Origin of the sequence: Tabrizicola thermarum (assembly GCF_003574395.1) — a bacterium.
In the GTDB taxonomy this organism is placed as follows: domain Bacteria; phylum Pseudomonadota; class Alphaproteobacteria; order Rhodobacterales; family Rhodobacteraceae; genus Tabrizicola; species Tabrizicola thermarum.
Genome location: NZ_QMJY01000010.1, coordinates 37,640 through 61,237 on the forward strand (window position 1 = coordinate 37,640; position 23,598 = coordinate 61,237).

The 23,598-nt window shown below is 67.8% G+C and carries 22 protein-coding genes and 2 tRNA genes; 15 read left to right on the forward strand and 9 right to left on the reverse strand.

Annotated features, from left to right (window positions below):
• Positions 1-12: 12 nt before the first annotated feature.
• Entirely contained in the window at positions 13-453 is a 441-nt protein-coding gene (locus D5084_RS04585) for a GNAT family N-acetyltransferase (protein WP_128514338.1), read from the forward strand.
• Positions 454-475: 22 nt separating this feature from the next.
• Here D5084_RS04585 and D5084_RS04590 read toward each other — a convergent pair whose 3' ends face one another.
• From D5084_RS04590 to D5084_RS04610, 5 genes are all read right to left on the reverse strand, one after another.
• Entirely contained in the window at positions 476-697 is a 222-nt protein-coding gene (locus tag D5084_RS04590; protein ID WP_128514339.1) for an RND transporter, read from the reverse strand.
• An 80-nt stretch (positions 698-777) separates the two neighbouring features.
• A complete protein-coding gene (locus D5084_RS04595; protein ID WP_128514340.1) occupies positions 778-1,134 on the reverse strand; it encodes a hypothetical protein in 357 nt (118 codons plus the stop codon).
• An 87-nt stretch (positions 1,135-1,221) separates the two neighbouring features.
• A tRNA-Asp gene (locus D5084_RS04600) sits at positions 1,222-1,298 on the reverse strand.
• A gap of 257 nt (positions 1,299-1,555) precedes the next feature.
• Positions 1,556-1,632: transfer RNA gene (locus D5084_RS04605), tRNA-Asp, on the reverse strand.
• Between the two features lie 49 nt (positions 1,633-1,681).
• The gene (locus D5084_RS04610; protein ID WP_128514341.1) at positions 1,682-2,617 is read right to left on the reverse strand and encodes a pirin family protein; all 936 of its coding nucleotides are present in this window, start codon (positions 2,615-2,617) and stop codon (positions 1,682-1,684) included.
• Positions 2,618-2,949: 332 nt separating this feature from the next.
• On the opposite strand from D5084_RS04610, the gene D5084_RS04615 reads away from it, so the two are divergent.
• The 7 genes from D5084_RS04615 (at position 2,950) to D5084_RS04645 (ending at position 13,305) form a co-directional block, all read left to right on the forward strand.
• On the forward strand, positions 2,950-4,938 hold the full coding sequence (locus D5084_RS04615) for a CocE/NonD family hydrolase (protein ID WP_128514380.1): 1,989 nt from the start codon (positions 2,950-2,952) through the stop codon (positions 4,936-4,938).
• Between the two features lie 102 nt (positions 4,939-5,040).
• Positions 5,041-6,639 carry an ABC transporter substrate-binding protein gene (locus D5084_RS04620; RefSeq protein WP_128514342.1) on the forward strand — a complete coding sequence of 533 codons (1,599 nt, stop codon included), beginning with the start codon at positions 5,041-5,043 and terminating at the stop codon, positions 6,637-6,639.
• Between the two features lie 10 nt (positions 6,640-6,649).
• Positions 6,650-7,606 (forward strand): ABC transporter permease, encoded by a 957-nt coding sequence (locus tag D5084_RS04625; protein WP_128514343.1) that lies wholly within the window; start codon positions 6,650-6,652, stop codon positions 7,604-7,606.
• On the forward strand, positions 7,603-8,418 hold the full coding sequence (locus D5084_RS04630) for an ABC transporter permease (RefSeq protein ID WP_128514344.1): 816 nt from the start codon (positions 7,603-7,605) through the stop codon (positions 8,416-8,418). Before D5084_RS04625 ends, D5084_RS04630 begins: the two co-directional genes overlap by 4 nt.
• Entirely contained in the window at positions 8,411-10,045 is a 1,635-nt protein-coding gene (locus D5084_RS04635) for an ABC transporter ATP-binding protein (RefSeq protein WP_128514345.1), read from the forward strand. The genes D5084_RS04630 and D5084_RS04635 overlap by 8 nt, the downstream gene beginning before the upstream one ends.
• 65 nt (positions 10,046-10,110) lie before the next feature.
• Positions 10,111-10,944 (forward strand): alkaline phosphatase family protein, encoded by an 834-nt coding sequence (locus D5084_RS04640; protein WP_128514346.1) that lies wholly within the window; start codon positions 10,111-10,113, stop codon positions 10,942-10,944.
• Positions 10,945-11,289: 345 nt separating this feature from the next.
• Entirely contained in the window at positions 11,290-13,305 is a 2,016-nt protein-coding gene (locus tag D5084_RS04645) for an AfsR/SARP family transcriptional regulator (protein ID WP_162302379.1), read from the forward strand.
• 12 nt (positions 13,306-13,317) lie between these two features.
• On the opposite strand, the gene D5084_RS04650 is transcribed toward D5084_RS04645, so the two are convergent.
• Positions 13,318-13,695 (reverse strand): hypothetical protein, encoded by a 378-nt coding sequence (locus tag D5084_RS04650; RefSeq protein ID WP_128514348.1) that lies wholly within the window; start codon positions 13,693-13,695, stop codon positions 13,318-13,320.
• A gap of 145 nt (positions 13,696-13,840) precedes the next feature.
• On the opposite strand from D5084_RS04650, the gene D5084_RS04655 reads away from it, so the two are divergent.
• The 3 genes from D5084_RS04655 (at position 13,841) to D5084_RS04665 (ending at position 17,230) form a co-directional block, all read left to right on the forward strand.
• Positions 13,841-14,899, forward strand: coding sequence for a YcaO-like family protein (locus D5084_RS04655; RefSeq protein ID WP_128514349.1), 1,059 nt, complete (start codon positions 13,841-13,843; stop codon positions 14,897-14,899).
• 22 nt (positions 14,900-14,921) lie between these two features.
• Positions 14,922-16,583 (forward strand): peroxidase family protein, encoded by a 1,662-nt coding sequence (locus D5084_RS04660; RefSeq protein WP_128514350.1) that lies wholly within the window; start codon positions 14,922-14,924, stop codon positions 16,581-16,583.
• A 152-nt stretch (positions 16,584-16,735) separates the two neighbouring features.
• The gene (locus tag D5084_RS04665; protein WP_238382527.1) at positions 16,736-17,230 is read left to right on the forward strand and encodes a hypothetical protein; all 495 of its coding nucleotides are present in this window, start codon (positions 16,736-16,738) and stop codon (positions 17,228-17,230) included.
• Here D5084_RS04665 and aroB read toward each other — a convergent pair.
• Together aroB and D5084_RS04675 are read right to left on the reverse strand one after the other, a co-directional pair.
• The gene (gene aroB, locus D5084_RS04670; protein WP_128514351.1) at positions 17,227-18,333 is read right to left on the reverse strand and encodes a 3-dehydroquinate synthase; all 1,107 of its coding nucleotides are present in this window, start codon (positions 18,331-18,333) and stop codon (positions 17,227-17,229) included. The two genes, D5084_RS04665 and aroB, sit on opposite strands and share 4 nt — an antisense overlap.
• A complete protein-coding gene (locus tag D5084_RS04675) occupies positions 18,330-18,875 on the reverse strand; it encodes a shikimate kinase (RefSeq protein WP_128514352.1) in 546 nt (181 codons plus the stop codon). Before D5084_RS04675 ends, aroB begins: the two co-directional genes overlap by 4 nt.
• Positions 18,876-19,077: 202 nt before the next feature.
• Here D5084_RS04675 and D5084_RS18840 point away from each other — a divergent pair, with 202 nt between their 5' ends.
• Genes D5084_RS18840 through D5084_RS04690 form a run of 4 tightly spaced genes read left to right on the forward strand, consistent with a single transcriptional unit; the run spans position 19,078 to position 23,039 of the window.
• Positions 19,078-19,212 carry a hypothetical protein gene (locus tag D5084_RS18840; RefSeq protein WP_262373425.1) on the forward strand — a complete coding sequence of 45 codons (135 nt, stop codon included), beginning with the start codon at positions 19,078-19,080 and terminating at the stop codon, positions 19,210-19,212.
• On the forward strand, positions 19,202-20,782 hold the full coding sequence (locus tag D5084_RS04680) for a hypothetical protein (protein ID WP_128514353.1): 1,581 nt from the start codon (positions 19,202-19,204) through the stop codon (positions 20,780-20,782). The genes D5084_RS18840 and D5084_RS04680 overlap by 11 nt, the downstream gene beginning before the upstream one ends.
• A 3-nt stretch (positions 20,783-20,785) precedes the next feature.
• Positions 20,786-21,724 (forward strand): site-specific tyrosine recombinase XerD, encoded by a 939-nt coding sequence (locus D5084_RS04685; protein WP_128514354.1) that lies wholly within the window; start codon positions 20,786-20,788, stop codon positions 21,722-21,724.
• Between the two features lie 16 nt (positions 21,725-21,740).
• Positions 21,741-23,039 carry an HlyC/CorC family transporter gene (locus tag D5084_RS04690; protein WP_128514355.1) on the forward strand — a complete coding sequence of 433 codons (1,299 nt, stop codon included), beginning with the start codon at positions 21,741-21,743 and terminating at the stop codon, positions 23,037-23,039.
• Here the strand turns inward: D5084_RS04690 and D5084_RS04695 are convergent.
• Positions 23,011-23,580, reverse strand: coding sequence for a flavodoxin domain-containing protein (locus D5084_RS04695; RefSeq protein WP_128514356.1), 570 nt, complete (start codon positions 23,578-23,580; stop codon positions 23,011-23,013). The two genes, D5084_RS04690 and D5084_RS04695, sit on opposite strands and share 29 nt — an antisense overlap.
• Positions 23,581-23,598: the final 18 nt, after the last annotated feature.

The window sequence follows — 23,598 nt, forward strand, 5'->3', positions numbered from 1 at the left end:
GGGCTTCGCAAGATGCTTGAACTGCGCAATGCAACCCACTCGGACGAAACGGATTTCCTGCGGCTGTGGCAGGGCTTCTGCGACGGCTACGGCATCGCTCTGCCCGCCGAAGTCACCGCCTTCACCTGGACCCGCCTGATGGACCCCGCCTGCCCGATGACCGCCCGTCTGGCCGTGCTGGACGGGGTGCCGCAGGGCTTTGCGATCCACCAGCATCACCCCTCGACCTGGGTGATGGGCGATGACGGCTATCTGGAGGACCTTTTCGTCGCCCCCGAAGCCCGCGGCCAGGGCCTGGGCCGCGCGCTGATCGAGGACCTGATCGCCATCGCCCGCGCGAACGGCTGGCGGCGGCTCTATTGGCTGACCGAGATCACCAACACCACCGCCCGCCGCCTGTATGACCAGTTCTGCGACAACGACGGCCACATCCGCTATCGCATGACGCTGTAGGTCGGGGCTTGCCCCGACTCCGCTACCCCCGCGCCACCGCCATCCGCGCCAGCTTGGCCAGCAGCAGGACCCAGGGCGCGCCGTGCATCGCCAGATCGAAGATGTCCACCGGCTTCACCAGTTGCCCGGCGACCAGCATCTTCAGCTTTTCCCAGATATGCGGCTCGGGGAAGAACGGCGCCAGGCCCAGCGTCAGCGCGGCGATCACCAGAACCGACAGGGGCAGATTGTCCAGAAAGTGCATCCGTCAGCTCCGGTCGAACGTCACGCGCAGGCTTGATCCACCCCGCGGGCAAGGTCAAGCCTTGCCGATGCCGCAGGCGATCACGGGCAGCGGCTCCAGACCACCGAGGTCCCGTCGGGATAGTCGAACCGCAGCGTCGTTCCGTCCGCGGACAGGGTCAGGATTGCCGAATCCTCCCAGTCACCACCGCCGCCCTGGTTCAGCATCGTCGCCTCGACGCGGTTCGGCTCGCCGGGAAACTCGACAAGATCGGTGACGGTGATGGCGAACTCGCTGCCGGTCATGACCCCCGCCTCGACCGAAATGGCCGAGAAGCCGGTGCAGGCCATCCCTTCGGGCGCGTAAAGCCCGTCGAAGCCCGGCGGCAGCAGGATGCCTTCGGCGCACAAGGGGCTGGCAGCAAGCAGGAGGAGGACAACAAGGGCTGGTCGGGTCATGCGGGTCTCCTGGTCTGATGGGCCGACCGATATCCCGGGGCCGCCTGTCTGGCGAGGCCGGGAAACATGACCTTTGGAAGGGGAAACTGGCGCGGTGGACGGGGCTCGAACCCGCGACCCCCGGCGTGACAGGCCGGTACTCTAACCAACTGAGCTACCACCGCGCGCTGAGGGGCCAGATAAGGGGTTGGTCGGGGGGCGTCAAGCGGGAAAAGCGGCGGGGGCCGGTGCGCCCCCGCATTCCCGCGCAGGGGCGGTGCGTCCGGCGCGGGGCGCCCCGACCTTGCCCGTGCGATCGCGGCGGAAATGCCCCGGATCCGGTCAGCCGAAGCCACATGTCCGCGGGCAGGATGTTGATTTCCTTGTGTCAAAGCGGCTGCCCACGCGCGGGCACCTTGCCAGGCTTGTTTGGGGGAAATGCTGGCGCGGTGGACGGGGCTCGAACCCGCGACCCCCGGCGTGACAGGCCGGTACTCTAACCAACTGAGCTACCACCGCGCGCTGCGGGGCGGGATAGACGGTCTGCCGAGGGGCGTCAATGGGGAGTTTATCGGTCCGGGGCCGGGATGAACTCGGCATCGTCGCCGGGGGGGAGGGAGAAGCGGCCGTGCATCCAGTCGCCCGCCCGCCAGGCTTCCTTGGCGGCGTCGATCTTCTCGCGGGAGGAGGCGACGAAGTTCCACCAGATGAAGCGGGGACCGTCCATCGTGGCTCCGCCCAGCAGCATCACCCGCGCGCCCTGCGGGCCGGCCTGGACCGAGACCCTGTCGCCGGGGCGGAAGACGAGCATCCGGCCCGCCTCGAAGGTCTGCCCGGCGCAGGTGATCTCACCTTGCAGGACATAGACCCCCCGGTCCTCGTGGTCGTCGGGGAGCGGGATCGAGGCGCCGGGCCGGAGGATGGCGTCGGCGTAGAAGACCTCGGAGGGCATGTCGAGGCCGACCCGCGCGCCCCAGGCCCGGCCGAGGATCAGGCGAACCTGTTTGCCCTCGCCTTCCAGTTCCGGCAGCTGGGCCTTCCCGACATGGACGAACCCGGCCGGGTCCTCCTCGCGGTCCTTCGGCAGGGCGAGCCAGGTCTGGAGGCCGAACATCGAGAGGGGGGCCTGACGGGCCGCGCCGTCGGTCCGTTCGGAGTGGGTGATCCCCTGCCCGGCCAGCATCCAGTTGACCGCTCCCGGTTCGATCCAGGCGTCGGTGCCCAGGGAATCGCGGTGGTGGAGGCGGCCTTTCATCAGGTAGGTGACCGTCCCGAGCCCGATATGGGGGTGAGGGCGGACGTCGATGCCCTGCCCGGTCAGGAACTCGGCCGGGCCCATCTGGTCGAAGAAGATGAAGGGGCCGACCATCTGCCGCTGGGCGGAGGGAAGGGCGCGGCGGACCTCGAAGCCGCCGAGGTCGCGGGCGCGGGGGACGATCACGGTCTCGATCTGGTCGACCTGGGTGCCGATCGGGATCGAGGGGTCGAGAAGCGGGTTCCACATGGGGCGTCTCCTTTGGAAGGGAAGGTAGACCCGAGGGGGCGGAATTTCATCCCGATCAAGGCGCGCGGGGGCTGTGCGGGGGTGAACAGGCGGGTGCGCCGCGCGCGGCGGCTTTTTCGGGACCAAGGAAATCAATGGGTTGCGTGCGGGCATTTACGTTTGGTTAGGGCTTCTCTCGGGGCCGCTCGTCGGGGACTTCGTTCCTCCTCGCGGGGGAGGAGATCGCGCGTGGCGCTCCGACGAGAAGCCGAAGGCGCAGGAGAAGGCTCACGCGAGGCTTGAATTGTACGAACGGATAATATCGGATGGAGGCAGAGAATCGGAGGGGCCTCGTGACGATCCGCAGCAGTCTTCCCGAAACGGTCACCGAGATCGAGGACCTGGCCATCCCGATGCCCGATGGCACCCGCCTGTCGGCGCGGGTCTGGATGCCGCAGAGCGCCAAGGCGAAACCCGTCCCGGCAGTGCTGGAATACATCCCCTACCGCAAGCGTGACGGGACCCTGCCCCGGGATGAGCTGATGCACCCTTATGTCGCGGGTCATGGCTATGCCTGTATCCGGGTGGACATCCGGGGCAACGGCGACAGCGACGGGCTGATGGAGGACGAATACTCGGCGCAGGAGTTGCAGGACGCCTGCGATGTGATCGGCTGGCTGGCCAGGCAGGACTGGTGCAGCGGTGCGGTGGGAATGATGGGAAAGAGCTGGGGCGGGTTCAACTGCCTGCAGACGGCCTTCCTGCAACCGCCCGCGCTGAAGGCCGTGATCAGCGTCTATTCCACCACCGACCGCTTTGCCGATGACATCCACTTCAAGGGCGGCGCGCTGCTGGGCGAGAATTTCGGCTGGGGCTCGGTCATGCTGTCCTACTCCTCGCGTCCGGCCGATCCGTTGCTGCGGAACGGCTGGCGCGAAGACTGGCTGATGCGGCTTGTCGCAGAGCCCTTCCTTGCCCCGCGCTGGGCGGCGCACCAGACGCGGGACGCCTACTGGAAGCACGGCTCGATCTGCGAGGACTGGGACCGGGTGACGGTGCCGATCCTGTCCATCGGCGGCTGGAACGACAATTACATGAATACGGTCGTCAAGCTGCTGGAAGGCGCAAAGGGCCCGGTGAAGGGGATCATCGGCCCCTGGGTGCACCAGTATCCGCATACGGCGGTGCCGGGGCCGCGGATCGGGTTTCTGCAACTGGCGATCCGCTGGTGGGACCGCTGGCTGAAGGGGATCCCGAATGGCGCAGAGGATGACCCTGCCCTGCGCGCCTACATGCTGCATTCCGCGCCCCCGGACCCGAGTGCTGCCCATCGGGACGGCCACTGGATCGCCGAGGCGGAATGGCCTTCGCGCCGCGTCAGTCGCCGGGTCTTGCCGGTGTCGGATGCGGGGCTGGGGGTGGCGGGGCCGCTGTCCTCCCGGGTCTGCACGCCGCAGCATCTGGGGATGGCGGCGGGCGAGTTCTTTCCGATGGGGCTGAATGCGGAAATGGCGGGCGACCAGCGGGCGGATGACGCGCTGTCGGTCTGTTTTGATGGCGCGACGTTGGCGGAACCGCTGGAGCTGCTGGGGGCGGCGCGGCTGACGCTGCGGCTGGCCTCGGACAAGCCTCTGGCCTTTGTCGTGGCCCGGCTGTGCGATGTGGCGCCGGACGGGTCCTCCACCAGGATCGCGCATGGCATCCTGAATCTCTGCCACCGCCACAGCGCGGAAAGCCCGCAGCCGATGCGTCCCGGCGTGGCGGAGGATGTGGTCGTGGTGCTGGACCAGATGGGCTATCGGCTGGCGGCGGGGCACCGGCTGCGGCTGGCCCTGTCCACGACCTACTGGCCCTTCGTCTGGCCCAGCCCCGAGGCGGCGGTGCTGACCCTCATGCAGGCGAGCCTGGATCTGCCGGTGCATCGGGGGACGGCTGCGGAATGGGAGCCTTTGCCCGCCGAGACCGCGCCGCCCTGGGCGCACCGGGTGCTGCGCGAGGGGAAATCCAGCCGCCGGATCGAGAGCGACCTGATCGCGGGGACCCATGCGCTGGTCGTCGAGGACGATACGGGCGACACGGAGAACCTGGGCCACGGCCTGGTCACGGGCGAGACGACGACCGAGCGCTGGGAGATCGGCGCCGATCCCCTGTCGGCCCGGGCCGCGATCACCTGGGAGCAGCGGCTGTCGCGCGGCGACTGGCGGGTGCGGACGCGGGCGGAGACGATGATGACGGCTTCGGCCACGCATTTTCGGATGCAGGCGACGCTGACCGCCTGGGAGGGCGATCAGGTCGTTTTCCGGCGCGACTGGGATGAGGCGGTCGCACGAGACTTTGTGTGAGCCGGGGCAAGAAAAGGTTTGTCGCACGGCGCGGTTCGCGGTTTATTGATTCTCAAGTCAACAAAAGACTCCCCGCAACGGGGGCCAAACAGGGAGACGACAATGGACGACAAGCACAGACAGCTTGACTGGATGGTGGCGCAGGCGCAGGCCGGGCGGATGACGCGGCGCGAGTTCGTCGGACGGACGACGGCGCTGGGTGTGTCGGCGGGGCTGGCCTCGGCGCTGTTCGGCAAGGCGGCCCGGGCGGAGGAGCCGAAAAAGGGCGGTGTGATCCGCCTGGGGATGCAGGGCGGGGAATCGACGAACAGCCTGGACCCGGCGCTGGCGGCGTCCGAGGTGCCCTATCAGGTCAACATGACCTGGGGCGAGATGCTGTGCGACGTGAAGCCGGACGGCACCATCGACCCCCGGATCGCCGAAGAGATCTCGTCCAGCCCGGATGCGAAGGAATGGAAGTTCAAGATCCAGAAGGGCGTGGAGTATCACAACGGCGCCACGGTCACGGCCGAGGACGTGGTGGCGACGCTGAAACGGCACACCGACGAGAAGTCGCAGTCGGGGGCCCTGGGCATCGTGCAGGGCATCGCGGACATGAAGGCGGAGGGTGACATGGTCACGCTGACGCTGACTGCGGCCAACGCCGACCTGCCCTTCCTGATGGCGGACTATCACCTGATGATCCAGCCGGGCGGCGGCGTGGACAATCCGGCCGCCGGGATCGGCGCGGGGCCCTATGCGGTGGTGGTGAACGAGCCGGGCGTCCGGCACACCTTCAAGAAGCACGCGAACTATTTCGATTCCACCATCGGCCATGCCGACGAGGTCGAGATCCTGGTCATCAACGACAACACGGCGCGGACGGCGGCGTTGCAGTCGGGCCAGGTGCACATGATCAACCGGGTCGATCCGAAGATCGTGGAGCTGCTGAAGGGCGTGCCGGGCGTGCAGATCAAGGCCGTCGCGGGGCGCGGGCATTACGTCTTCATCATGCATTGCGACAAGGCGCCCTTCGACAACAACGACCTGCGGATGGCGCTGAAATATGCGATCAACCGGCAGGAGATGGTTGACAAGATCCTCGGCGGGCTGGGCAGCCGGGGCAACGACTTCCCGATCAACGCGGCCTATCCCCTGTTCGAGGATAAGTTCGAGCAGCGCGAATACGATGCGGCCAAGGCGGCGGAGTATTACAAGAAGTCCGGCCACGACGGCAGCCCGATCGTGCTGCGCACGGCTCCGGGCGCGTTTCCGGGGGCGGTCGATGCGGCCAACCTTTTCGCGGCATCCGCCAACGCGGCGGGCATCCCGCTGCAGGTGCAGCTGGAACCGGACGACGGCTACTGGTCGAACGTCTGGAACGTGCAGCCGTTCTGCGCCAGCTACTGGGGCGGGCGGCCGGTGCAGGACCAGATGTATTCCACCGCCTATCTGTCCACGGCGGAATGGAACGACACCAAGTTCAGGAACGCGCGGTTCGACGAGCTGCTGCTGGCCGCGCGCGGCGAGCTGGACGAGGCCAAGCGCAAGGGCATGTATACGGAAATGGCGCAGATCCTGCGCGACGAGGGCGGGCTGATCCTGCCGATGTTCAACGACTTCGTCTCGGGCGTCAGCGACAAGATCGGCGGCTGGGAGGACGACCCGAACGGCGAGCTGATGAACGGCCGCGCGCAGGTCCGCTGCTGGCTGAACGCCTGAGGCCCGCGCGGTGCATCCGATCCTGAAACTGGTGGTCCAGCGCATTGCGCTGGGCCTCCTCCTGCTCTTGGCGGTCTCGGCGGTGATCTTCCTGGGCGTCGAGGCGCTGCCGGGCGATACCGCGCAGGCGATCCTGGGCCAGCAGGCGACGCCCGAGGCGCTGGCCAACCTGCGCGAGAAGATGGGGCTGAACCAGCCGCCCCTGACCCGCTATTTCCAGTGGCTGGGCGGCATCCTGACCGGAGACCTGGGCAAGGCGCTGACCAATGGCGCGGATATCGCCACATCCATCGGGCAGCGGCTGGGCAACACGCTGTTCCTGGCCGGTTGCGCCGCCGTCATCGCCGTGCCGCTGGCGATCATCCTTGGCCTTGTCGCGGCGCGCTATGCCGGGAAATGGCCGGACAAGGTGATCTCGGGCATCACGCTGACCACGATCAGCCTGCCCGAGTTCGTCGCGGCCTATTTCGTGATCTACATCTTCACGCAGGCGATCCCGATCTTTCAGCCCGTGGCCATGGTCTTTCCGGGCATGAGCTTCTGGGCCAAGCTGCAGGCTGTCGCCCTGCCCGTGATCGTGCTGGTGCTGGTGGTCCTGGCCCACATGATGCGGATGACGCGGGCGGCGATCCTGAACGTGATGCAGTCGGCCTATATCGAGACCGCAGAACTCAAGGGCCTGTCGCCGATGACGGTGATCTGGAAGCACGCCTTCCCCAACGCCATCGCGCCCGTGGTCAGCGTGGTCATGCTGAACCTGGCCTATCTGGTCGTCGGCGTCGTCGTGGTCGAGGTGGTCTTCGGCTACAACGCCCTGGGGCAATACCTTGTGGACCATGTGACCAAGCGCGACCTGCCGGTGGTGCAGGCGGTGGGGCTGATCTTTGCGGCCGTCTACATCTTTCTGAACATGGCGGCGGACATCATCGGCATCCTGGCCAATCCGCGTCTGAGGCATCCGAAATGAGGATACCCCTGTCCGCCCTGATCGGGCTGATCCTGACCGGGATCTTCCTGTTCGTCGCGATCTTCGCGCAATGGATCGCTCCCTATGCCATCAACGATGTCTCGGGCGGGCAATGGGAAGGCCCTTCGGCGAAGTTCTGGCTGGGCACCGACACCATCGGGCGCGACATCCTGAGCCGGCTGATCTACGGCGCGCAGATCACCATCTTCGTGGCGCTGGCCTCGTCGCTGCTGGCCTTCTCGCTGGGGGCCTTCCTGGGATTCCTGGCGGCGGTGAAGGGCGGCTGGATCGATCAGGTCCTGTCGCGGACCGTGGACCTGGTGATGGCGGTCCCCTCGCTGATCGTGGCGCTGGTCATGCTGTCGGTGCTGCCCTTGAACCTGACGGTGCTGATCCTGGTGATGGGCATCCTGGACAGCACCCGCGTCTTTCGCCTGTCCCGCGCCGTCGCCGCCGACATCGCGGTGATGGACTTTGTCGAGGCCGCCCGGCTGCGGGGCGAGAAAGGCATCTGGGTCATCTTCCGCGAGATCCTGCCCAACGCCCTGTCGCCGCTGGTCGCCGAATTCGGCCTGCGGTTCATCTTCGCGGTCCTGTTCATCTCGACCCTGTCCTTCCTGGGCCTTGGCATCCAGCCGCCGCTGGCCGACTGGGGCGGGATGGTGAAAGAGAACAAGGACGGGCTGATCTACGGCAAGTCGGCCGCCCTGCTGCCCGCAGCCGCCATCGCGGCGCTGGCGATCAGCGTCAACCTGGTCGCGGACTGGATCCTGACCCGGACCTCCAGCCTGAAAGGAGGGCGCGGTGGCTGAGCCGTTGTTGCAGATCAGGGGCCTGGTGATCGAGGCGACGTCCTATCCGCCGGGCGAGCCGCCGAGGGAGGTCACGCTGGTCCATGGCGTGGACCTGACGCTTGAGCGCGGCAAGGTGCTGGGGCTGATCGGGGAATCGGGTGCGGGGAAATCCACCATCGGTCTTAGCGCCATGGCCTATGGCCGCGGCGGCGTGCGGCTGACCGCGGGCACGATCCACCTGAACGGGCGTGAAATCCGGCTGGCCGATGCGAAGGCCCTGCGCAGCCTTCGGGGGCGCGAGGTGACTTACGTCTCGCAATCGGCGGCGGCGAGTTTCAACCCGGCCCGGCAGATCATGGAGCAGGTCATCGAGACCTGTCTGAGCCATGGGCTCTGCGGGAAGGCCGAGGCCGAGGCGCGCGCGGTGGGGCTGTTCCGCAAGCTGGGCCTGCCCAACCCCGAGACGATCGGGAACCGCTATCCGCATCAGGTCTCGGGCGGGCAGTTGCAGCGCTGCATGACGGCGATGGCGCTGTGTCCGAAGCCGGATCTGGTGATCTTCGACGAACCCACGACCGCGCTGGACGTGACGACGCAGATCGACGTGCTGGCGGCGATCAAGGAGGCGATCCGGGATACCGGGGTGGCGGCGCTGTACATCACGCATGACCTGGCCGTGGTGGCGCAGGTTGCCGACGAGATCATGGTGCTGCGCCACGGCCGGATGGTCGAACTGGGCGAGACCGGGCAGATCATCCACGCCCCGCGCGAGGACTATACCCGGGCGCTGGTGTCGGTCCGCAGTCTGGAGCATCAGGAGAAGCCCCCTGCCCCGCCTGTCCTGCAGGTGCAGAACCTGACGGCGCGGTATCGGGGGACGAATTTCGATGTGCTGAAGAACGTCTCGCTGGACCTGCCCGTGGGGCAGACGCTGGCGGTGGTGGGGGAATCGGGCTCGGGCAAGTCGACGCTGGCCCGCGCGATCACCGGGCTGTTGCCGCCCACCCAGGGCCGGATCACCTTTGCCGGGCGGCAGTTGTCGGCGGACCTGAAAGGCCGGACCAAGGATGATCTGCGCGAGATCCAGATGATCTACCAGATGGCCGACACGGCGATGAACCCGCGCCAGACGGTCGGCACGATCATCGGGCGGCCGCTGGAGTTCTACTTCGGCCTGCGCGGGGCCGAGAGGGACCGCCGGGTGCAGGAGCTTCTGGACCAGATCGAGATGGGCAAGGGCTTTGCCGACCGCTATCCGGCGGAGCTGTCGGGGGGGCAGAAGCAGCGGGTCTGCATCGCCCGCGCGCTGGCGGCGAAGCCACGGCTCATCATCTGCGACGAGGTGACAAGCGCGCTGGATCCGCTGGTGGCGGACGGAATCCTGAAGCTTCTGCTGGCGTTGCAGGCCGAGGCCGGGGTGGCCTATCTGTTCATCACCCATGACCTGGCGACGGTGAAGGCGATTTCCGACAAGATCGCGGTGATGTTCAAGGGGGCGGTGGTGCGCTATGGGCAGAAGTCGGACGTGCTGACCCCTCCGTTCGACGATTACACCGACCTGCTCTTGAGTTCGGTGCCCGAGATGGAACAGGGCTGGCTGGAGCAGGTGATCGCGCACCGCCGGATGGAAAGCGCGGGGAATTGACGGCGGGGCGATTCCTTCGAAGAAATCGCGGCGTGCGTCAGGGAGTTGCGGGGCGGACTTAACATATGACCAAGATTCTTCTGATCATCCTGGACGGGGTGCCTTACCGCAACTGGCGGCGGCTGTTCGGCAACCTCGAAGGCTGGGTCGAACAGGGCGAGGCGCGCGTCCGGCGGATGCGGTCGGTGCTGCCCTCGACCTCGGCCTCGTGCTATGCCTCGATCCACACGGGCCTGCCGCCGCAGGTGCACCGGATCTGGGACAATGCCGACATCCGGCGGCTGGAATTCCCCGATGTGTTCAGCGAGCTGACGAAGGCAGGCCGCAGGACCGGGGCGGTGACGCACAGCTACTGGTCGGAGTTCTTCAACCGCGCGCCCTTCGACGTGGTCCGCGACATCGAATATGATGAACCCGAGGGGCCGATCACTCATGGCCGGTTCCACACCATGCACGGCTATGGGCACGCGAACCAGATGACGCCGTCGGACTATGACCTTTTCGGCACGCTGACCCGCCTTTGCGAGGTCAAGGGCATCGACTATGGCATCCTGCACAGCTGCACGCTGGACAGCATGGGGCACCGCTTTTTCCACGACTGCGCCGAGATGGACCATGCCTGCGCCCATCTCGATGCGATCCTGGCGCCATGGATCCATCGCTGGCGGCAGAACGGCTATGAGGTGATCGTCACCGCCGACCACGGTCAGGACGCGCGGGGGCATCATGGCGGCACGGGCGAGGATCAGCGCGACTTTGCGTTTTACTACTTTGGAACCAGCAGCTTGCCGCCCGAAGATCAGATTCTGGATCAACTGGCGCTGGCGCCGTCGATCCTGACCCGGATGGGGGTTCCCGTGCCGGCCACGATGAAAGCCGCGCCCTTCCTGATCCGATAGGACGCGCCGGAGGAGGGCCTGTTTCCAGGCCGGACCCAGCGACTTTCGCGTCCGGGATGGGCAGGCCAGATGGCTTGCCCGGCTGCCGTGACCGTTCATCTGGCCGGTGACGCCGGTGCGTTCGACGCTGGCAAGGCGGCAATCGGACGTGCGAACAGGCGCAGGAATGGGGCCAGCTTGTCAGGCCTGCGTGGGTTCCGCGCGACAGCGGCGCAAGAACGCGACCACCATCGCGCAACCGGAAGGCAACAACCGGCGGTTTTGGGCGGACGTTTCGAGGCTGGGCGGTTGAAAGCTGCCTTTGGCCTGTGCCACGTTAACGCTTGAGGTATGGGGGCCTCCGGCATGTTCCGGTTTCAAGTCGATCTTCTGGGATCCTGCCGGGTCGTCCGCATCGCTTCGGGCGAGGAGGTGGCCTTCAAGACCCGCAAGGCGCGCTGCCTGCTGGGCCTGTTGCTGCTGAGCCCGGGCTGCCGGATGAACCGGGAGCAGCTGGCCTCGCTGTTGTGGGACCCCGCCCCCGAGGCGCTGGCGCGGTCGAGCCTGCGGCAGGCGCTGCGCGAGTTGAAGGAGGTCCTTGGGCCGAACGGCGAGGATGTGGTCGAGGCAGACCGCTTTTCGGTGGGCCTGAAGGGCACGGCCTTCGATCTGGACGTGCGGCGGTTCCGCGACTTGATTGCCGCTTCGGCGCAGGACCAGAGCGCGCTTCTGGCGGCGGCGGCGCTGTGGCAGGGCGAGCTGTTCGGCCCGGCCCAGCCCAGCGCCCCGGTCTTCGAGGCCTGGTTGCAGATCGAGCGGTCGCAACTGCGGTCGGTGCTGACCACGGCGCTGGCCGATCAGCTGGAAAAGCTGATCGCCACGGGGGTTTTCACGGACACGCGGGTTGCCGAAGAGCTGGTCCGCATCGAGCCGAGCCATGAATTGGCGCATCAGTTCATCATGCGCTTTCACGCGCAGAGGGGCGACCAGTCGGCGGCGCTGCGGCAGTATGCGATGCTGGAGCAGGCGCTGGCCGACGAGCTGGACAGCGAGCCGAGCGAGGCGTCGAACGAGCTTCTGGTCGCGATCAAGAGCGGCGAAATATCGTTGCAGCGCGCGCCCGCGATGGCGTCGGCCCCTGCCCCGGCCCGAACGCGCAGCGGACCGCCACGGATCACCATTCGCCCGCCGCTGACGCGCTATGTCGACAGCAGCAAGGATTACCTGGGCGAGGGCTTTGCCTTTCTGGCCAAGTCCTGCCTGTCGCGCTTTCGCTGCTGGATCGTGATCCCCTGGCCGTCCAGCGGGTTCGACTCGACCACGGCGGTGGATTTCACCGCAGTCGGTCAGGTGATCGACGCGGATTATGCGGTGGACTGCGTGCTGGACTGGCGCACCGGCGAGGGCAAGCTGTTCGTGACGCTGATCGACTGCCGCGACGGCAGCGAGGTCTGGTCGGCGCTCTACCCGGTGGCGGAGACCGAGTTGCAGGAGGTCAGCTCTTCGGTCGCGGGGGCGGTGGCGGCGCATCTCGCCAGCCAGGTCAACCACAGCACGCTTTTGCGTCACGCCCGCAGCACCCCGGGCAATCCGGTGGCCTATGACCTTTGGCTGAAGGGTCATCAGCTGTCGCGGCTGTGGACGGCCGAAGCCGATGCCGAGGCCGAGGAGATGTTCCTGAAAGCGATCGAGCTGGACCCCGGTCTTGCGGGCAGCCATGCGAGCCTGGCGCAGATCCTGTGCAGCCGGAGCCTGGTGCGACCGGGCTATCCGGGGCGCAAGGCCGATTGCGCGGCGGCCTTCCGTCATGCACGCGAGGCGATCGCGCTGGACCCCTACGATCCGCGCTGCCACATCAGCATGGCCTGGAACTGGCTGATCGCCAAATCGGCCGAGCGGGCGAACACCCATTTCCGGATGGCGGTGGACCTGAACCCGAACGATGCCGAGGCGCTGATCGCCGCCGCCTGCGGCCTGGCGTTCCTGGGGCACATCGAGGACGCCAAGGGTCTGGCCGCGAAGGCGGTGCAGATGAACCCGGTCTATCCCGAGTATTACACCGACTATCTGTCCGCGATCCAGTTTCTGGACGGCGATTATGCGGCCACGATCGAGACGGTGGAGAAATGCTATGAGGGCTTCCCGGACCGCGCCGCCCTGGCTGCGGCCGCCTGGGCCCTGCAAGGCAACATCGAAAAGGCCGAGGCGGTCTATCGCTATTTCGCCGAGCTGACGGAATCGAAATGGGAAGGCGCAGGGCGCGCGGACGACAACGACCTGGAAGGATGGATCATGGACGTCCTGCCGATCCACTGGCCGAAGGGTCGCCAGAGCCTGCTGAAGGGTCTGCGGCTTGCCCGCCAGATGGCCGAGCAAGCCTGATCCGGGCCCTGCCTACCGGCACTTGCGCATGAAGTAGCGCGCCAGCACCACCCTGGAGCGGACCTTGTCGGTGTTGCCGTAGGTGGCTTCGTCCTTGACCTTGAAGGTCTTCAGATCGCCCGCCCAGGGCACCCTCACATGCATCCGGTTCGGCGTGTCATAGACCGGCACGATCTCGATGCTGTCCGGGATCTCGCCGTTCGGGCCGGCCCCCGGGCCTTCGTAGCGATAGCCGTTGTCGAAGAGCCATTTGCGGGTGTCGTCGTTGAACTTCTTCCATTCCGAATTCGGCGTGTCGCGGAAGGCGCTCTTGCTGACGCGGATGATCGCCTCGCCCGTCGCTTCCTGATCGGCAATTGCGTCGCTTTTCAGTGTGAAGAACCCTGCCATTGCTGTCTCCCTCTCCCGTATCGGGCTGCTTGTTGACGATTGCCTTGACCCACTCTTCCGACGGGTCGTGATGCCAGCGTGAAATGGGCCGAGGGTTTCTGATTCCGGCCTTGAACCTTGTCGGCATCCTGCCTTGAATGGCGGCATGAAGCAAAACCCGGCCGAGATGAATGCACGGGTATCGCGCGCCTTGAGCCAGGATTTCCGGGTCATGGCGCTGGATGCTCCCGAGGCGCCGTTGTTCCTGGCAATCGCCGTGCCGCTGGAGGACGGTGTCACGGGCCTCAAGCCGCGGCTGCCGGCCGGGCGGGGGATGACGTTGCAGCAGGCGCTTCTGTCGGCAGGGGCCGAGGCGCTGGAGCTGCGGGCGAGCCTTGCGCAGCAGCATCTGGCCGCGCTGCGCGCGCTGCCGCGGCGGGACGGGCTGGCCATGGTCGGGGCGACCGACATGGCGTCGGGCGCGGCGGTGGAGGTCGCGGCGCAAGGCGTCTACCTGGACTGCGCGGCGGTGCTGTCCGAACCTTTGCAGACCGACGCGGGGTCCACCGGCTGCGCGGCGGGGCCGGATCGTGACAGCGCGCTGGCGCGGGCGCTGTGGGAATGTGTGGAGCGCGACGCAGTGGCCCTGTGGTGGCACGGCCACCGGCAGGGCGGCGCGGTCGCGACCGAGATCATCGACGCGCAGCAGCCCCGGCTGTTCTGGTGGCTGCACCAGCGCAGCCGGGTGACGCGGCTGATCGAGGTGACGACCGATATCGGCCTGCCGGTGGTGGTCGCGGTGGCGGCAGAGCCGGACGGGACAAGGGTCGCGGTAGGCTCGGCGGCGCGGCCAAGGCTGGCGGATGCGGCGCTGGCGGCGGTGACCGAGATGGTGCAGACCGAAGTGAGCCTGGATCATGCCTCTGCCGCAGGCGATCCCGAGGCGCTGGCCTGGATCGCCAGGGCCTCAACGCTGGAGCAGCCGCAGTTCATCGCGGGGCCGGAGCGGCCCGGGGCGACGCTGGAGCTGCCCGCGCTTCTGGCCCGGCTGGCCGATCTGGGGCTTCGCGCCCTGGCGGTGGACCTGACCCTGCCCGGAGATCCCTTGCCGACAGTGCGGGTTCTGGTCCCCGGCCTGTGCGCAATGGGCGAAGCGACCGACCTGCCCCGCTTTGCCCGGCTTTGTCCGGGTGTTCCGCGCCTGAGCCTGCCCGAACCCTACTGACCCCAGAGCCGCGAGGCCACCCATGCCGACCATCACCAGCCCGCACAGTCTTTTCCCCGAGGGTGTCCCCGAGGCCCGCGGCACCCGGAGCGCAAGGCCGTCGCAATCGGGCTACTGCTTTCTTTTCCCCGATCTGGCGCGCCGCGACGATGTGGGATGCTTTGCCGGAACCTCGGCCGCGCTGAGCTTTGCCCGGCTCGTCGCCTTCGAGAAGGCCAGCCGCGAGCCCTTGAGCGCGCCGGAAGTGCTGCCGATGCGGTTGCCGGCGGCCTACACCTATTTCGGGCAGTTCGTGAACCACGACATCTCGGCCCCGGTGGGGGATGTGGTCACGCTGGCCGAAATCCCGGCGGGGGTGGGCGTGATCGGCACCGCCTTGCCGGGCGGGCTGGACCGGGCGCAGCGTGCGCTGCCCGAGGTGATCCTGGACAATTTCGTCAACGAACAGGCCAATCCGCTTGCGCTGGACAGTCTGTACGGCGACGGGCCGGACAGCGCCGATCCGGCCATCCGGGCGCTCTATGCGGCGGATGGCAAGCGGTTCAGGCTGGGCGTCACGCGGACCGAGGACCCGCAGGTGTTCATCGACAGCGGGAAGGATCCGGCGCGGGTCATCCATGACATCGGGGCACCCGACATCCTGCGGCGGAACGGCAAGCCGCTGATTGCCGACCACCGCAACGACGAGAACCTGATCATCAGCCAGCTGCATCTGGCGTTCCTCCTGTTTCACAACAAGGCCGTCGCGGTTCTGGAGCGGGACCTCCCCGATCCGGCAGCATGCTTTGCCGCGGCCCGGCAGCTGGTGACGCTGCACTATCACTGGCTGATCCTGAACGATTTCCTGCCGAGCCTGCTGTCGCCCCAGGCCCTGCGGATCCCGCTGGCGCAGCGGCCGCAGAAACTGCCCGCCGCGCGGACCGTGCCGCTGGAGTTCACCACGGCCGCCTTCCGCTTTGGCCATTCGATGGTCGGCGCCTTCTACGATTTCAACGCGAATTTCGGCCGCGGCGGGCGGATCGAACGTGACGGCGCCAGTCTGGCCGAGCTGTTCTCCTTCACCACGCAGCGCAACATGGGCAGACCGGGGGCCGCGACCTTGCAGCTTCCCGACCACTGGGTGATCGACTGGGACCGGATGACCCGCCCGCCGCGCCGCACTCCCGGGCCGGGCGGGGCGGAACGGATCGACCTGACCTTCGCGCCGGACATGCTGAACGCGATGGGACATTCGAATGTGGCGGTGCACGGGTCGATCCTGTTCCGCAACCTGATGCGCGGGTTTCAGCGCCGGATCGCCTTTGGGCAAGAGCTGGCGCAGGCCTGCGGGCTGACGCCGATGTCGCCGGACGAAGTGCGCGCCGCCCTGCCGGACACCAACCCGGCCAAGCCCGGAGCGAAGAGCCTGCGCACCACCGCAGAGGAGCTGGGGATGCTGGACCAGACGCCGGCCTGGCTGTATTTCCTGTGCGAGGCGCGGCACTACGAACAGGGCGAGCGGCTGGGGCCTGCGGCAAGTCTTGTCATCGCCGACACGATTTCCGGGCTGATGCAGTTCATGCCGACATCGGTGGTGAACCACGCCGGCGGCACCTGGCACCCGCGGCAGAGCCCGTTGCGGGGGCCGGGCGGGCGGGGGCTGACCACGCTGCGGTCGCTGCTGACCTTTGCTGTGGCCAGGTAGTCGCCCCTGCCTGCGCTGACGCGATCGTCAGGGGCACCGGGCTGGACAGTCGGGCGAATTCATCTCATAGACACGGCGTCGGGCAAGGCGCACCGCGCTGTCCGACATCGACCTTGCGCCCCCGTGACGTCCTGCCAGAGACAGCTTCACCCATGACCGTTGACCCGACCCAGCCGTCCCCGCGCCATCCCCGCCTGCCCAGGTCCCGCCAGTTGGTCCTGGCGCTGATCCTGCCGCTGGCGGCCTGTGCCGATTCGACCAGCACGATGCAGCTGTACCCGCTGTCGGGCGAGATCGCCGAAGCCAACCCGACCCTGGTGATCCGCGCCACCGCCCGGAACACCAGCGGCACCTCGGGCCCCCTTGCCTTCCGCATCCCCAAGCGCGGCAAGTGCACCGGCACCTGGACCTCGCTGACACCGCGCGTGGTGTCGAACTCGCAAGGACTGGCGCTGACCTGGAAGAAGACCGGCGGCGAGGTCGGCGTGAAGCGCGAGACGGTCGCGGGCGTCAACAACGGGGAAATCTACGCGGTCTGCGACGACGGCACCCGGGTGCAGGGCACCTTCGTGGTCGGATCGGGCACGGCCAGCGGCACGGGACAGGCCACGGACACCAACGGCAACGTCTACAAGCTCTTGTTCTAGGCGCGAAGCGCGTCGTCCAGAACGGCGCGCACCCTGTCGCCCGGCACGTCATCGGCCACGAAGGCCCGACCGATGCCGCGCGCGAGGATGAAGCGCAGGCGGCCGTCGACCACCTTCTTGTCCTGACCCATCAGCGCGATCAGACCATCCGCGTCCGGCAGGTCGCCCGGAATGTCGCGGATGTCGACCTTCATCCCCATCGCGGCCAGATGCGCGCGGACGCGGCTGGGGTCTTCCTGGCTGCACAGGCCCAGCCGCGACGACAGATCGAACGCCAGCGCGCAACCGATGGCTACGCCTTCGCCATGCAGAAGCCGGTCGGAATATCCCGTCGCCTTTTCAAGCGCATGGCAGAAGGTGTGGCCCAGGTTCAAGAGCGCGCGTTCGCCTTCCTCTGTTTCGTCTCGGGAAACGATCCCGGCCTTCATCTCGACGGATCGCGTCACGGCCCTCAGGCGGGCAGCGGCGTCCCCGGCCCGCAGCGCGGGGCCGTCGCGTTCCAGCCAGTCGAAGAAGGCGGCATCACCCAGAAGGCCGTATTTCACCACCTCGCCATAGCCGGACAGGAAATCGCGGTCGGGCAGCGTGGAAAGCACGTCGATGTCGGCCAGCACCAGGCTGGGCTGGTGGAAGGCGCCGACCAGGTTCTTGCCCTGGGCGGTGTTGATCCCGGTCTTGCCGCCGACAGAGCTGTCCACCTGGGCCAGAAGCGTGGTGGGCAGTTGCACGAAGCGCACGCCGCGCCGGAGGATGGCGGCGGAAAAGCCCACGAGATCGCCGATCACCCCGCCGCCAAGGGCGAGGACCACATCCTTGCGTTCGACCTGCCTTTCCAGCAGCCATTCGGTGCAGCGGGCCAGGTTGTCCCAGTTCTTCGTCGCCTCGCCGGGCGGCAGGGCAAGCGCGGTGACGGCGATGCCTTCGGCTTCCAGTGCGGCCGTGAGAGCGGGAAGGTGCAGCGCGGCCACGGTTTCGTCCGTCACCACGGCCACGCGCTTGCGGCGGAGAAGCGGCGCGATCTCGGCGCCGGCGCGGGCGATCAGGCCGGGGCCGATCCGGACCTGATAGGACCGGGCGCCAAGATCGACGGCGACTGTGTTCACGCCTTGTCCTCCAGCACGTCCGGCCGCGCCTTCAAGGCGTCGCGCACCCGCGCGGCCATATCCTCGATCGAGCGATCCGCCTCGCTTTCGACCACGATGTCGGCCTTCGCATAGAACGGCTGGCGTTTCTCGTAAAGCTCGCGCAGCGTCTCGCGCGGGTTCGGGGTGCGCAGAAGCGGGCGCGTCGTCTTGTGGCGGACGCGCTGCCACAGAAGGTCAAGCTCGGCGCGCAGCCAGACCGAGACGCCGACGTCGTGGATCAGGGTGCGGTTCGCCTCGGACAGGAAGGCGCCGCCGCCGGTGGACAGAATGCAGGGCGTGCCGCGCAACAGCCGGCCGATCACCTCGGTCTCACGCGCGCGGAAGAAGGCCTCGCCGTCGCGTTCGAAGATTTCGGCGATGGAGCGGTTGGCGGCGCGGACGATCTCTTCGTCGGAATCGCGGAACTCGACCCCGAGTTGACGGGCAAGGGCCGTGCCGACGGCCGTCTTGCCCGCCCCCATCATTCCCACCAGCACCACCGTCTTCGCCAGCCTTGCCATGGCCCCCCGTTTCGCCGCGCCGCCTGTCCCGGGCAAGGACTTGCCGACGGGAAATCTTTCCCCCTCAATGGCGTGAACTTCCTCGGAATGCTATATACATTCGCACCAGACCACCGCAGGGACGGCCGACGAGGCGGTTTCAGGCGGCAACAATCGCCGGGCGGATGAAGCCGCCCGGCAGAAGACGAGGAAGGGCGAAACCATGGGGCGGATCATCAAGGTCTTGCTGTTGCTGGTGATTCTTGGCTTTATCGGCCTGACCGTCTTTGCCTATCTGGGGGATCTCACTCCGGTTCAGGGTGAGGTGAGGAAGCCAGTGGTGTTGAATGCGGACTAGTGCGGCCGGTGTCCTGTCCCTGATCCTTGTATCGGCGGGTGTCGCGCCGCCGGCCTCGGCACAGGAGGCAGGGGCGGCGACCGGTCCCCTGTCGGCGATCGACTGGCTGTCGCAATCGGTGGCGACGCCTGCCGCGGCGGCGCACGGTGGCAGGCCCGAGGCCATCGACGAGCCGCCCGTTGCCGCGGCGGGGAGCGCCCTGCCCGCGACGGTGACGACCTCGTCGCTGGATGGCCCGTCGCCCGACGGGATCGGCCTGATCCCGGCCCCGGTTTCCGGCCTGCCGCGCGATCTTTGGGGCGCGGGGATGACGCGCGAGATCGCCGAAGCCCTGGTCAAGCATCCCGACGACGACCTGCCCGCGCTGCGCCAGCTGTTCCTGACGCTGCTGTTGGCAGAGGTCAACGCGCCGGTGGATGCCGGGGGACGGGGTGAGCTGTTGCTGGTGCGGATCGACAAGCTGCTGGCGCTGGGGGCCCTGGAACAGGCGGCGGCGCTGATCGAGGCGGCCGGGTCGACGACGCCGGATCTGGTGCGGCGGGCCTTCGACGTGGCGCTGCTGACGGGGGCCGAGGATCGGGCCTGCAGCTGGATGGCGAAAAGCCCGCATCTGGCGCCGACGGTCCCGGCGCGGATCTTCTGTCTGGCGCGGTCCGGCGACTGGGACACTGCGGCGCTGACGATCCGCACCTCCGAGGCGCTTGGCCAGATCAGCGCCGATCAGGCAACGCTCTTGTCGCGGTTTCTGGACCCCGACCTTTATGAGGGCGAGCCGGTCCCGCCTGCGCCCGATCCGGTCACGCCGCTGGACTGGATGATCTATTCCGCGATCGGCGAGCCCTTGCCGACCGAACGCCTGCCCATCGCCTTTTCCTATGCCGAACTGGGCCCCCGGTCGGGCTGGAAAGCGCGGATCGAGGCGGCGGAACGGCTGACGCGGGCGGGGACGATCCCGCCGAACGTGATCCTCGGGCTTTACACCGAACATGACCCGGCGGCCTCGGGCGGGGTCTGGGATCGGGTGGCGGCCTTCCAGGCCTTCGAGGCGGCGATCCGGTCGCGCTATGCCGAGCGGGTGGCCAGGACGCTGCCGCCGGTCTGGAACCGGATGCAGGAGGTGGAGCTGGAAGTGCCCTTCGCCACGCTGTTCGGCAAGGCCTTGATGGACATGCCGCTGGAGGGCGAGGCAGGGCAGATCGCCTTCCGGATCGGGCTTCTGTCGCCCTTTGCCGAGACGGTGGCAAACCGGGCCAGTCCGGCCTCGGCAGAGGATGCGTTCCTGATCGCGATTGCGCAGGGCAAGGCGGCGACGGCGCTGCCGCCCGACAGTCTGGCGCGGGCGATCTCGGCCGCGTTCCGGGCGCCTGCGGTGTCGGCGGACAATCAGGCGCTGATCGACGGCAACCGCAAGGGCGAGGCGATCATCGCGGCGCTCGACTCCATCGGCCGAGGGGTCCACGGCGATCTGCGCGGCGTGACCGAGGGGTTGTCGCTGCTGCGGCTGGTCGGTCAGGAAAACGTGGCGCGGCGGACGGCGCTGGAGCTGATGATCCTGGAACGGCGGGGCTAGGCCATGGCGGAGGCCGAGGCGAGCCGGTGGATCTCGACCTTCCTGGACGCCCGCGCGGCCGAGCTTGGCGCGGCGCGGAACACGCAGCTGGCCTATGGCCGCGACCTGCTGGACTTTGCCGACTGGCTGGCGCGGCGCGGGCGGGGTCTGGCCACGGCGGACCGGGCGGCGGTCGAGGATTATCTGGTGCATTGCGATGCGCAGGGCCTGTCCAGGGCAACCCGGGCGCGGCGGCTGTCGTCGATCCGGCAGCTGTACCGCTTTGCCGTCGAGGAAGGCTGGCGGGCGGACAATCCGGCGCTGCGGCTGACCGGCCCCGGCAAGGCGAAAAGCCTGCCGAAGACGCTGAGCGAGGCCGAGGTCACGCGGCTGATGGAGGCGGCCCGGACCAGGGGGCGCAACCCGACCGACCGGCTGCGCGACACGGCGCTGTTCGAGCTTCTGTATGCCACGGGCCTGCGGGTCAGCGAGCTGGTGGGCCTGCCGGTCGCGGCGGTCCGGGGCGATCCGCGGATGATCCTGGTGCGCGGCAAGGGCGACAAGGAGCGGATGGTGCCCCTGTCGGGTCCGGCGCGCGCGGCGCTGCGGGACTGGCTGGCGGTGCGCGATGCCGAGGAGGAGGCCGGGCGCAAGGCGGGGCGCGCGGTCTCGCGCTATCTCTTCCCCGGCGAGGGGCGCGAGGGGCATCTGACGCGGCAGTATTTCCACAGCTTGGTCAAGGACGTGGCTGTGCTGGCCGGACTTTCCCCGGCGCGGGTGACACCGCATGTGCTGCGCCACGCCTTTGCCACGCATCTGCTGGCGCATGGCGCCGATCTGCGGGTGATCCAGACGCTTCTGGGCCATGCCGATGTTGCCACGACCGAAATCTACACGCATGTGCTGGACGACCATCTGACGGACCTTGTCCTGAAAAGGCACCCCCTGGCCCGAAAGGGCTGAACCCCGGAATGACCCGATGACCTCCGAAATGCTTGATACCGCCTTCTGGCTGACCATTGCCGCGATCCTTGGCCTGCTGATCCTGTCTGCCTTCTTTTCCGGGTCCGAAACCGCGCTGACCGCGGCCTCGCGGGGCAAGCTGAAGGCGCAGGCCGACCGCGGCTCGCGCGGGGCGAAGGCCGCGATGCTGGTGACCGAGGACCGCGAGCGAATGATCGGCGCGCTGCTTCTGGGCAACAACATCGTCAACATCCTGTCGGCCTCGCTGGCGACGGCGCTGCTGACGCGGCTGTTCGGCGACAGCGGGGTGGCGCTGGCGACGCTGGGCATGACGCTTCTGGTGCTGATCTTCGGCGAGGTCATGCCGAAGACGGTCGCCATCACCTTCCCCGAGGCGGTGGCGACGCGGGTGGCGCCGGTGATCGGGCTGCTGATCGTGGTCTTTTCCCCCGTCGTCGCCGTGGTCCGGGCGCTGGTGCGCGGCATCCTGCGGCTGTTCGGCCTGAAATCCGAGGAAGGCAGCGCGATGCTGGCCCTGCGCGACGAGATTGCCGGGGCCATCGCGCTGGGTCATTCGGAGGGCGCGGTGGAGAAGGAGGACCGCGACCGCCTGCTGGGGGCGCTGGACCTGTCGCACCGCACGGTGGACGAGATCATGCGCCACCGCCGCCAGATCGAGATGATCGACGCCGACCTGCCGCCCGGCGAGATCATTACCCGCGTCCTCGCCTCGCCCCATACCCGGCTGCCGATCTACCGCGACAGCGACGACAACATCCTGGGCGTGGTCCATGCCAAGGACCTTCTGCGCGAGGTGGACCGGCTGGTCCGCGGCCCGGACGCGCCGGGGATCGAGGCGCTGGACATCGTGAAGGTGGCGATGAAACCCTATTTCATCCCCGACACCACCACGCTGGACGAACAGATGCGCGAGTTCCTGGCCCGCCGCACGCATTTCGCGCTGGTCGTGGACGAATACGGCGCGTTGCAGGGGCTGATCACGCTGGAGGACATCCTGGAGGAAATCGTCGGCGACATCACCGACGAATTCGACGTGGTGCGCAAGGATTCGGGTCTGACCCGGACCGAGGACGGGGCCTGGCTGGTCGATGGGTCGATGACGATCCGCGACCTGAACCGGGCGATGGACTGGCGGCTGCCGGATGAGGAGGCGAACACGATCGCGGGTCTCGTGATCCACGAGGCGCAGATGATCCCGAACGAGGGACAGGTCTTCAGTTTCCACGGCTTCCGCTTCGAAGTCGTGGGCAAGCGCGAGAACCGGATCACGAAGCTGAAGCTGCGCCCGCTGTGACGCGGCGCGGGGTCAGGCCCGCGACCCAGTTGTCCAGCGTCTGACCAAGCGCCGCCCAGTCGGTGTATTCCTTGTCCTTTCCGGGCTCGACCTTTTCCCCCTTCTGGTCGGCGATCCGCCGCATCGCCCAAGCGCGGAAGAAGTCGTATTCCGAGAACCTGAAGGCCCCCGCGACATGTTCGACGCGACCGGGGGTCCAGCCGGTCTCGGTCTCGAACTCGGCAAGGCACTTGCGCAGGCCGGCCCAGTCCTCGGCGTCGTTTCCGGCGGCCGAGAGCGACACGGCAAGGAACAGGGTCGGCAGGCCGGCAAGCGCGGCATGGTTGTCGCGGACATAGCGGACAAGCGACGTCTGGTAGCCCCCGACGTGCAGCGATCCGGCAAGGATCGCCCCGTCAAAGCGCGCGAGGTCAAGGTCAGCGGCATCCTCGACGTTCAGCAGTTCGACAGCATGGCCGGAACTGACAAGCCGGTCGGCGGCAAAGCGCGCGATCTTGCGGGTCTGGCCGTCGGTCGTGGCATAAGCGATGACGAGATACATGGGCGCCTCCGTTCTGGA

What these genes read in the sequence shown, in the direction of transcription:
- D5084_RS04585 (WP_128514338.1), top strand. Translation starts at nt 13, where the DNA reads ATGCTTGAACTGCGCAATGCAACCCACTCGGACGAAACGGATTTCCTG.
- D5084_RS04590 (WP_128514339.1), bottom strand. Translation starts at nt 697, where the DNA reads ATGCACTTTCTGGACAATCTGCCCCTGTCGGTTCTGGTGATCGCCGCG.
- D5084_RS04595 (WP_128514340.1), bottom strand. Translation starts at nt 1,134, where the DNA reads ATGACCCGACCAGCCCTTGTTGTCCTCCTCCTGCTTGCTGCCAGCCCC.
- D5084_RS04610 (WP_128514341.1), bottom strand. Translation starts at nt 2,617, where the DNA reads ATGTGGAACCCGCTTCTCGACCCCTCGATCCCGATCGGCACCCAGGTC.
- D5084_RS04620 (WP_128514342.1), top strand. Translation starts at nt 5,041, where the DNA reads ATGGACGACAAGCACAGACAGCTTGACTGGATGGTGGCGCAGGCGCAG.
- D5084_RS04630 (WP_128514344.1), top strand. Translation starts at nt 7,603, where the DNA reads ATGAGGATACCCCTGTCCGCCCTGATCGGGCTGATCCTGACCGGGATC.
- D5084_RS04640 (WP_128514346.1), top strand. Translation starts at nt 10,111, where the DNA reads ATGACCAAGATTCTTCTGATCATCCTGGACGGGGTGCCTTACCGCAAC.
- D5084_RS04645 (WP_162302379.1), top strand. Translation starts at nt 11,290, where the DNA reads ATGTTCCGGTTTCAAGTCGATCTTCTGGGATCCTGCCGGGTCGTCCGC.
- D5084_RS04650 (WP_128514348.1), bottom strand. Translation starts at nt 13,695, where the DNA reads ATGGCAGGGTTCTTCACACTGAAAAGCGACGCAATTGCCGATCAGGAA.
- D5084_RS04655 (WP_128514349.1), top strand. Translation starts at nt 13,841, where the DNA reads ATGAAGCAAAACCCGGCCGAGATGAATGCACGGGTATCGCGCGCCTTG.
- D5084_RS04660 (WP_128514350.1), top strand. Translation starts at nt 14,922, where the DNA reads ATGCCGACCATCACCAGCCCGCACAGTCTTTTCCCCGAGGGTGTCCCC.
- D5084_RS04665 (WP_238382527.1), top strand. Translation starts at nt 16,736, where the DNA reads ATGACCGTTGACCCGACCCAGCCGTCCCCGCGCCATCCCCGCCTGCCC.
- D5084_RS04675 (WP_128514352.1), bottom strand. Translation starts at nt 18,875, where the DNA reads ATGGCAAGGCTGGCGAAGACGGTGGTGCTGGTGGGAATGATGGGGGCG.
- D5084_RS18840 (WP_262373425.1), top strand. Translation starts at nt 19,078, where the DNA reads ATGGGGCGGATCATCAAGGTCTTGCTGTTGCTGGTGATTCTTGGCTTT.
- D5084_RS04680 (WP_128514353.1), top strand. Translation starts at nt 19,202, where the DNA reads ATGCGGACTAGTGCGGCCGGTGTCCTGTCCCTGATCCTTGTATCGGCG.
- D5084_RS04685 (WP_128514354.1), top strand. Translation starts at nt 20,786, where the DNA reads ATGGCGGAGGCCGAGGCGAGCCGGTGGATCTCGACCTTCCTGGACGCC.
- D5084_RS04690 (WP_128514355.1), top strand. Translation starts at nt 21,741, where the DNA reads ATGACCTCCGAAATGCTTGATACCGCCTTCTGGCTGACCATTGCCGCG.
- D5084_RS04695 (WP_128514356.1), bottom strand. Translation starts at nt 23,580, where the DNA reads ATGTATCTCGTCATCGCTTATGCCACGACCGACGGCCAGACCCGCAAG.